This is a genomic window from Streptomyces boluensis, from assembly GCF_009908195.1.
Taxonomy (GTDB): domain Bacteria; phylum Actinomycetota; class Actinomycetes; order Streptomycetales; family Streptomycetaceae; genus Streptomyces; species Streptomyces boluensis.
Window position 1 is genome coordinate 1 of the sequence record NZ_JAAAHS010000308.1, and the last position, 9,388, is coordinate 9,388.

Sequence of the window (9,388 nt, forward strand, 5' to 3'; positions counted from 1 at the left end):
GTTCCGTCGGCGCTGGCGGGCTTGCTGCTGGCGTCGACGGGGCCTGGCTGTGTGGGGCGTTGATGCTTCGCCGGTGGGGCGGTTGACGGGTTTCCCGGCGGGGCTTTGGGGTGCCTGCTGGGTTCAGGTGGCGAGGATGTGGTCGAGGGCGTTTCGGGCTCGTGTGAGGGATGCGGGCATGAGGTGTCGGTAGACGCGGTAGGTGGTTTCGATGTTGCGGTGGCCTAGCCATTCGGAGACGTCGGTGATGGGGATTCCGTGTTCGAGGCACACGGACGCAAAGAGGTCGCGGTAGCCGGAGAGGGTCATGCCTTTCGGGGGAGGCAGGACGGAGTGGAGTTTCGCTGTTCGGGTGCTTTCCATGTGGTGGGTGAAGTGGCCGTTTGGTCCGCGGAGCAGGTATCCGTCGGGGGTGGTGCCGTGTCGCATTTCGAAGCGTTCGATGGCTTCTCTGGCGGATCGGGGCAGGGGGGACGTCGCGGAATTCGCCGGGGCGGCGGTGTTTCAAGGGTGCGGGCCGGTAGGTGTCGTCGGAGACGATGTTGTTGATGTTGGTGGCGCGGGCTTCTCCGTTGCGTAGTCCGCAGCCGCGCATCATGGTGATCATCAGGCCGAGTGGGGCGTCCGCTCTATGCGTGGCGGCTGTTGCGTATTCGACGCTCGGGATGACGGACCGTGGGGGCATGTAGGGGCGGGTTTTGATCCCGACCGTGGGGTCTGTGGGAATGGCCTTCTTGCGGACCGCGTCGAGGAGGATTGCGCGCAGGAGGTTGTAGGCGTTGTGCTGTGTTCCCGGTTCGGTGTTCCGGTGTTCCATGCCGGCGATGAAGCGCTCAATGGCCAGGGCGCTGATTGCCTCCAGGCGGACGTCGCCGAGTGCGGGGTAGAGGTGCGTTGTGAGGTGGGAGCGGTATTTCTTGCCGGCCGCCAGCCCCGCGCAGCTCGGCCCAGGGCGGTCCAGGTCCGGCAGTACGGGACCGACGCGCTGTCGGCCGGCAGTACCGGCCTGCTGTACGCGTACGACGACGCCGGCGAGTTCTTCTGGGTGGCCGCCCATGACACAGAGCTCGGTTCCGCCGCACTGGATCGAGCCCCGCGCACCCGGCGGGCCTGACCTCCCGAACCCTCCTCCGGCACGTCACCTCACGGCTGCAAGCCGCCTCAACTTCTCACCGCTCACTAGGACTTCACATGGATGCCATCACCCTGGGCATCGGCGTGTCCGTCGCCGTTGTCCTCCTCATCGTCGTCGCTCTGCTGCTCGTGGTCACACGGCTCTTCCGCAAGGTCGAGCAGGGCAGAGCGCTGATCGTCTCCAAGATGCGCAAGGTCGATGTGACAAGGCCGAGGTCATGGACATCTCGGTGAAGACGATCGACATCGTCCGCACCGGCCGGGACGGGCTGATCTGCCGGGACAACATCCGTGCCGACATCCGCATTTCGTTCTTCGTACGGGTCAACAAGACCGTGGAGGACGTGATCCGGGTGGCGCAGGCCATCGGCACGGTTCCGGGCCAGCGACCAGAACACGCTGCAGGAGCTGTTCAACGCCAAGTTCGCCGAGGCGCTCAAGACGGTCGGCAAACAAATGGACTTCGCCGACCTCTACACCAAGCGCGACGAACTCCGGGACCGCATCATTCAGTTGATCGGCACCGACCTCAACGGCTACAGCCTGGAGGACGCGGCGATCGACCACCTGGAGCAGACGCCGCTGAACCAACTCGACCCGTCCAACATTCTCGACGCCCAGGGCATCCGGAAGATCACCGAGCTGACGGCCGTGGAGCACGTGAAGACGAACGAGTTCACGCGGCACGAGGAGAAGGAGATCACCCGGCAGAACGTCGACGCCCGGGAGGCGATCCTGGAGCTGGAGCGTCGGCAGGCGGACGCCGAGATCAAGCAGAAGCGTGAGGTCGACACCGTACGGGCGCGCGAGGAGGCCGAGACCGCGCGGGTGGTGGAGGAGGAGCGGCTGCGTGCGCAGGGCGCGTTCCTCGCCACCGAGGAGAAGCTCGGTGTGCAGCGCGAGAACCAGGCCCGTGAGGTCGCCGTCGCGCAGAAGAACCGCGAGCGCGTCGTCGCCATCGAGAGCGAGCGCATCGAGAAGGACCGCCTCCTCGAAGTCATCGCCCGCGACCGGGAGACCGAACTCACCCGGATCGCCGCCCAGAAGGAGGTCGAGGCGGAGAAGCGGGAGATCGCCGACGTCATCCGGGAACGCGTGGCCGTGGACCGTACGGTCGCCGAGCAGGAGGAGTCGATTCTGAAACTGCGGGCCGTCGAGGAGGCGGAGCGGCAGCGGCAGGCCGTGATCATCGCCGCCGAGGCGCAGGCGCAGGAAGGGCTGGTCAAGAGCATCAAGGCGGCGGAGGCCGCCGAGCAGGCCGCCACTCACCGCGCGGCGGAGGAAATCACCCTGGCCGAGGCCCGGTTGAAGGCGTCCGACCTGGACGCGCGGGCCAAGCTGCGCCTTGCCGAGGGGGTCCAGGCCGAGCGCGCCGCCGAGGGCCTCGCGGCCGTGCAGGTACGGGAGAAGGAGGCCGACGCGATCGAGAAGGCGGGCCGTGCCGAGGCGGAGGCGGCCGAGGCGCTGATGCGCGCGGAAGCCGAGGGCACCGAGGCCAAGCTGAAGGCGGAGGCCGCGGGCCTGACGGAGAAGGCCGCCGCCATGGCCGCCCTCGACGAGGCGTCCCGTACGCACGAGGAGTACCGGCTGCGTCTGGAGGCCGAGAAGGACATCCGGCTCGCCGGCATCGAGGTGCAGCGGCAGGTCGCGGAGGCGCAGGCCACGGTGCTCGCCACCGGTCTGGAGAACGCCGACATCAACATCGTCGGGGGCGAGTCCGTCTTCTTCGACCGGCTCGTGTCGTCGATCTCGCTGGGTAAGGGCGTCGACGCCTTCGTCCAGAACTCCGAGACCGCGCAGATCCTCGCGGGTCCTTGGCTGGACGGCACCGCGAGCTTCACCGACGATCTGGCCAAGGTGCTCGGCTCGGTCTCCACGGCCGACGTGCAGAACCTCACTGTGTCCGCGCTGCTGATGAAGCTCATGAACGGCGGCAAGGCCGGACCCGTACGTGAACTCCTCGACAAGGCAGGACAGTTGGGGATCGCCGACATGCCGATCGTCGAGCTGAACGGCGCCGGCAAGAGCTCACCCGCGGGCTGACCTGGACCGGCCGGGGCCGCTGCACGGGGGTCAGTGGCCCCGGCCCCGTACGGCCTGCCGCGCCCCCGGCAGGCGCACCTCGCACCACGCGACACCACACGGCAACACGGCACCACACCGAAGGACGCCGGACACCATGGAGACCAGGAACGGAACCGAGGCCGGAACCGAGGCCGGGGCCGGCCCTGGACCCGAAGCCGGCCTGGACGCCGGAACGTACGAGGTGCTGCGCGCCCGCCTGGCCAAGGAAGCGTGGCAGCTGGCCGACCGCGCCACCGGCCTCAACGAACAGCGCGTGGCGGCCTTCGGCTCCACCGAGCTGGCCCTCGCCGACAGCAGGAGCCTGCGCACCGAGCACCCGTGCACCCTGCGCGACGTCGTCGCCATCGGCGATGTCCTGCTCCTCGGCACTGATCGTGCGCCCGGAGCGGAGCCGCAGTCGCAGACCTCGGTCACCGACGTCTTCGCACTCCTCGACCGGGACCTGAACCGCCGGCCCGACGAAACGGTTCCCGGACTCCTCGACGACCCCGACTTCGTCCGCGAGTTCGAGGCCCTGTTCCGCTACTACCGGCAGGCCCGTCTGCTCCGGCTCCGGCACGTCGACGGCAAGCTGCTCGCCGTCTTCCAGACCGGCGAACGGGCCGAGGGCATCCGGGTGTTGCGCTGGGCCCTCGCCGACGGGCGCGCCGAGTTCCTGGACGCACGCGGCGACCGGGACCATGCCGCACCCCCGGCCCACGACTTCCCGTGGACGGCCGCGACCCGCGACGACCACGTCCTTGGCCGGCACCCGCACGTCTCCGTCGGCGGCGAGGTGTTCGTCTCGACGGTCGGCGGACAGCTCACCGTCAAGGTGGAGGACGACACCGAGACCGGCCACGGCATCCATACGGAACCGGTGCAGGAGCCCCTGCAGTCCCTCGCGGACGCCGACGTGGAGCACGCGCGCGTGGGCCCGCTGATCCTGCTGCGTGTCCGCCCGTACAAGGAGAACGCCTGGCGGCACCTGGTCTTCCACACCCTGACCCGGACCGTGGTCCGCCTGGACGGGATCGGTCAGGCGTGCCGCCGGCTGCCCGAGGACCAGGGCATTGTCTTCCCCGGCGGCTACTGTCTGGCCGGCGGCCCGTACAAGACGTTCGACGCGATGGACACCGAAGGGCTGGAGTTCGAGCGCACGGTGCGCTCGCCCAACGGCGAGGACGTCCTCTACGCCTTCCGCGCCCGCGAGGACGGCCGCAGCCTGCTGCTCCCGTACAACCTGATCCGCAAGGAGATCGCCAACCCGCTGTCCTGCCACGGGTACGCGCTCCTCGACGACGGCACGCTGAGCGTGCTGCGGGCCGGGTCCGCGGAGCCCGCTCGCGTGCACCCCGTGCAGATCTGGCGGTCCCCGTTCGTCGCCGACATCCACGCCGCAGCCCGGCCGGCCGGCGAGGGGCCGCTGGCCCGCATCGGCAACGCCGACCTCGTACGGGGAATCTCCGACTGCCTGTCCCTCGCCCGCGCCGTCACCGAAACGACGCCCACCACAGGCGTGTACGAGTCACTGCTCGCGTCCTGCGTCCGCACGGCCGACTCCCACCACTGGCTGGGCGAGGCCGAAGTCGGCGACCTGCGCACCCCGTTGGAGGCGATGCGCACCACCGCCGAGCAGGTCCTCACCGAGTTCGCGACCGTCCAGACCCTCACCCGGCAGGCAGCGGAGGCCCTGGAGGCGTCGGTCGCGCGCAGCACCGCGCTCGTACGACGCATCCGCGGCGAGTCCCCGCACGAGGCCACTGAGTGGGTCGACCGCCTCACCGAACTCCGCCTCGCACAGGGGCAGTTGCTGACGCTGAAGGACATGAGGTACGCGGACGGCGACCGCATCGACGCACTCGCCGCCGACCTCGCGGACGACCTCACATCGGCCGGGCGGCGCGCCGTCGCCTTCCTGCGGCGCCCCGACGCGTTCGCCGCCCACCACGCCGACATCGCTCAACTGGCCGCCGACGCCGAGGCGATCACTACCGTCGCCGAGGCCGAAGCCCTCGCCGACCGGCTGCGGCAGCTCACCGAGCGACTACAGACCGTCACCGAGGTCGTCGCGGGACTCGACGTCGGTGACGCGACCGTCCGTACCGCCGTCCTGGAGCGGATCGCCGAGGTCCTCGCGGACGTCAACCGGGCCCGCGCCGGCCTGGACGCACGGCGCCGCGAACTCACCGCGCACGAGGACCGGGCCGAGTTCGCGGCGGAACTCGCCCTGCTCGGCCAGGCCGTCACGGGCGCACTCGCCGCCGCGACCACACCGGAGAGCTGCGACGAACAGCTCGCCCGCCTCCTGCTCCACCTGGAGAACCTGGAGGCCAGGTTCGCGGAGTCGGACGCGTACCTCGACGAGATCGACACCAGGCGCACCGAGGTCTACGAGGCGCTCGCCGCCCGCAAGCAGACCCTCGCCGACACCCGCGCCCAGCGCGCCGAACGCCTGGCGACCTCAGCGGGCCGCGTCCTCGACACCATCACCCGGCGCCTCGCCACCCTCGCCTCCGCCGACGACATCAACACCTACTTCGCCTCCGACCCCATGGTCGGCAAGGTCCACCGCACCGTCGGCGAACTCCGCCAACTCGGCGACCAGGTACGGGCGGAGGAGCTGGAGGCACGCATCGGAGCGGCCCGCCAGGAGGCCGCCCGCTCCCTGCGCGACCGCACCGAGCTGTACGCGGACGGCGGCGACACCCTCCGGCTCGGCCGCCACCGGTTCGCCGTGAACACCCAGCCCCTCGACCTCACCGTCGTCCCGCACGGCGACGGCATGGCGTTCGCGCTGACGGGCACCGACTACCGCGCACCCATCACCAACCCGGCCTTCGCCGAGCTGCGCCCCTACTGGAACCAGACCCTTCCCTCCGAGAACCCGGAGGTCTACCGCGCCGAACACCTCGCCGCCCGCCTCCTGGACGAACACGGCGCCGAGGCCCTGCTCGCCGCGGACGACCTGCCCGCCCTCGTGCGGACGGCCACCGGGGCCGCGTACGACGAGGGGTACGAACGCGGCGTCCACGACCACGACGCGACGCTCGTCCTGCGCGCGCTGCTGCGCCTGCACGGCGCCGCGGGACTGCTGCGGCACACCCCGCGCGCCCGCGCCATGGCCCAGTTCCACTGGGCGCACGACTCCACGGAAGAGGAGCGCGCGCTCTTGACTCGCCGCGCCGTTTCGCTGGCCCGCGCCCGTGACACCTTCGGCCTCGCCCCCGCCATCGACGACTTCCGCGCCGAACTCGCCGCCAGGATCGGCGACGCGGACGCCGCCGCGTACCTCTTCGACGAGCTCACCACCGCACCCGAAGGCTTCGTCACCTCGACGGCGACCCGCACGCTCCTCGACAAGTTCCGCCACACTACGGACAGTTCGGCGTACGAGGACGACCTCGACGCGGTTACCGACCCACACGCCCGACGCCAGCTCGCCGAAGCCTGGCTGAGCTCCTACCTGACGGCCACGGGGGAGAGCGGCGACCTGGACGAGGCGGTCGCCGTCGAACTCTGCCGCGACCTGCCGCGCTACGACAGCGCCGCACCGCTGACCGTCACCGTCGACGGACTCCTCGGTACTCACCCACGGATCGAGGGCCGCACGCTCACCGTCCGCATCGACGAACTCCTCGACCGCACCCGGAAGTTCCGCACCGGCGCCGTCCCCGGCTTCCGCACCTACCAGACCCTGCGCACGGAACTCGCGGCCACCGAACGGGCCCGGCTGCGCCTGGACGAGTACCGCCCGAGGGTCATGTCCGCCTTCGTCCGTAACCGGCTCATCGACGAGGTCTACCTGCCTCTGATCGGTGACAGCCTCAGCAAGCAACTGGGCACCGCAGGCGGCCTGTTGCTCCTCGTCTCCCCGCCCGGCTACGGCAAGACGACCCTCATGGAGTACGTCGCCGACCGGCTCGGCGTGATCCTGGTCAAGGTCAACGGCCCGTCCCTCGGCCACGACGTCACCTCCCTCGACCCGGCCGAGGCCCCGAACGCCACCGCCCGCCAGGAGATCGACAAGGTCAACTTCGCCCTGGAGGCGGGCAACAACGTCCTGCTGTACCTCGACGACATCCAGCACACCTCGCCGGAACTCCTGCAGAAGTTCATCTCGCTCTGCGACGCCCAACGCCGCATGGAGGGCGTCTGGAACGGCACTTCACGCACGTACGACCTGCGCGCCAAGCGCTTCGCCGTCTGCATGGCCGGCAACCCCTACACCGAGTCCGGCGCCCGCTTCCGCATCCCTGACATGCTCGCCAACCGCGCCGACGTGTGGAATCTCGGCGAGGTACTGACGGGCAAGGAGGAGGCGTTCGCGGTCAGCTTCGTCGAGAACGCCCTGACGGCCAACCCCGTGCTCGCCCCGCTGGCCGGGCGCGACCGCGCCGACCTGGACCTGCTGATCCGCCGTGCCGACGGCGACCCCGCAGCACGCGCCGACCGGCTCGTCCACCCGTACGCTCCCGCCGAGTTGGACCGTATCGTCGCCGTACTGCGTCATCTGCTCACCGCACGGGCGACGGTCCTGGCGGTCAACGCCGCCTACATCGCCTCGGCGGCGCAGTCCGACGAGGCGCGCACCGAACCGCCGTTCCGGCTCCAGGGCTCGTACCGCGACATGAACAAGATCGCCGCACGGATCGACCCGGTGATGAACGACGCCGAGCTCGCTGCCGTCATCGACGACCATTACACTGCCGAGGCCCAGACCCTGACCACCGGCGCGGAGGCCAACCTGCTCAAGCTCGCCGAACTCCGCTCGACGCTCACCCCGCAGGACGCGGCACGCTGGGTGGAGATCAAGGCGGCCCACGTCCGCGCGGCCCGCCTCGGCGCTGGGGGCGACGACCCGGTCACCCACGCCGTGGCCGCCCTCGACCTGGTCGCCGACCGGCTCGCCGCAGTCGAGTCGGCCATCACCCGCGCCACCGATCCGCGCAACGCCCTGGCCAACCCCTCGGCACGGCACACGAAGGGGACGCGTTGAAGGCGCCGACAGCGCGCGGGCAGCAGATGGACGGCGTGCACGAGAGCTGGACGTACTCCGAGCTCGTGTCCCAAGTCGCCCGCACCGGGCGCAGGTTGACCCGGGACGAACTGGACGACCGCCGCGCCGTTGGAGAGGCAGCAGCCGCGGCCGGACAGAGCCTGCGCTCCGCCATCCGCGACCATGTCGTCGCGACGCGCGCCGCATGGCCGCGCACGGAGACGGGGGACTCGGCGGACCGAGCGCTCGCGATGGTCGAGCAGGTGGTCGACGCGCTGGCCGAGGGCTACGAACGGGCCCAGCGGCTTGCCGTACGCGAGGAGGAGTCCTTCCGCCGCGAGTTCATCGACGACCTGCTCCACGGCCGCAGCTCGCTGGGCCGACTCGCCGAGCGGGCCGAGCGGTTCGGCCTCCGCCTTGCCCGTGAACACGCGGTGGCCGTCGCCCAAGGACCGCAGGCGTACAGCGAGGCCGACCCCGTGGCGCGCCGTGTGGGCGAGGCCGTGCACGGGCGGTTCGGCGAGCGCAGCATCCTGCTGACGACCAAGGAAGGCCGGCTCATCTGCATCGCGCCGGGCGACGACCAGGACGTGCTGCTCCACTTCGCCAAGCAGGCGCACGCCGCCACCGACGGCGGCCAAGTGGCCATCGGCCGCCGGCACGCGGGCGCGGGAGGCGTCGTGCAGTCCTACGAGGAGGCCCTGAGCACCCTCGACCTGGCGGCCCGACTCGGTCTCGACGCACCGGTCCTGCACTCCGCGGACCAGCTGGTCTATCCGGTACTCACCCGCGACCGCCAGGCCATGGCCGACCTGGTGACCAGCACCCTGGGACCGCTGCGCGAAGCCCGTGGCGGAGCGGGGCCGTTGCTGGACACGCTGACGGCGTACTTCGACGCCGGCTGCGTCGCGGCCCAGGCGGCGCGCACCCTCTCGCTCAGCGTGCGCGCACGGACGTACCGCCTGGAGCGCATCCACCAGCTCACCGGCACCAACCCCACCGACCCCTTGCACCGCTACACCTTGCAGACCGCGGTCATCGGCGCCCGCCTTCTGGACTGGCCGGGGAATGATCTGTGAGGGAAGACGGGCGGGGGCCCGTGTCCGCCGGCGGTTGGTGAGGCCGATCCGGCGTGTGTGCCACGGGGGCGAGGGAGCGTGCGCGCGAGGGGGAGTGTGCCCGGGGGCGAGG

Annotated in this window: 4 protein-coding genes and 1 pseudogene; 4 read left to right on the forward strand and 1 reads right to left on the reverse strand. The window is 70.8% G+C overall.

The features are described from left to right. Nucleotides 1-123: 123 nt before the first annotated feature. Nucleotides 124-363: a tyrosine-type recombinase/integrase gene (locus GUY60_RS28655; RefSeq protein ID WP_161702967.1), complete on the reverse strand. Its 240-nt coding sequence runs from the start codon at nucleotides 361-363 to the stop codon at nucleotides 124-126. A 445-nt stretch (nucleotides 364-808) separates the two neighbouring features. Here GUY60_RS28655 and GUY60_RS28660 point away from each other — a divergent pair, with 445 nt between their 5' ends. From GUY60_RS28660 to GUY60_RS28675, 4 genes and pseudogenes are all read left to right on the forward strand, one after another. Then, nucleotides 809-1,114, forward strand: coding sequence for a hypothetical protein (locus GUY60_RS28660; RefSeq protein ID WP_161702969.1), 306 nt, complete (start codon nucleotides 809-811; stop codon nucleotides 1,112-1,114). Nucleotides 1,115-1,191: 77 nt separating this feature from the next. Continuing rightward, nucleotides 1,192-3,177 (forward strand): annotated as a pseudogene (locus GUY60_RS28665) (flotillin family protein). A gap of 136 nt (nucleotides 3,178-3,313) precedes the next feature. After that, nucleotides 3,314-8,197, forward strand: coding sequence for a DNA repair ATPase (locus GUY60_RS28670; protein WP_161702971.1), 4,884 nt, complete (start codon nucleotides 3,314-3,316; stop codon nucleotides 8,195-8,197). Nucleotides 8,198-8,223: 26 nt separating this feature from the next. Continuing rightward, nucleotides 8,224-9,276 (forward strand): PucR family transcriptional regulator, encoded by a 1,053-nt coding sequence (locus GUY60_RS28675; protein WP_161702974.1) that lies wholly within the window; start codon nucleotides 8,224-8,226, stop codon nucleotides 9,274-9,276. Nucleotides 9,277-9,388 lie beyond the last annotated feature (112 nt).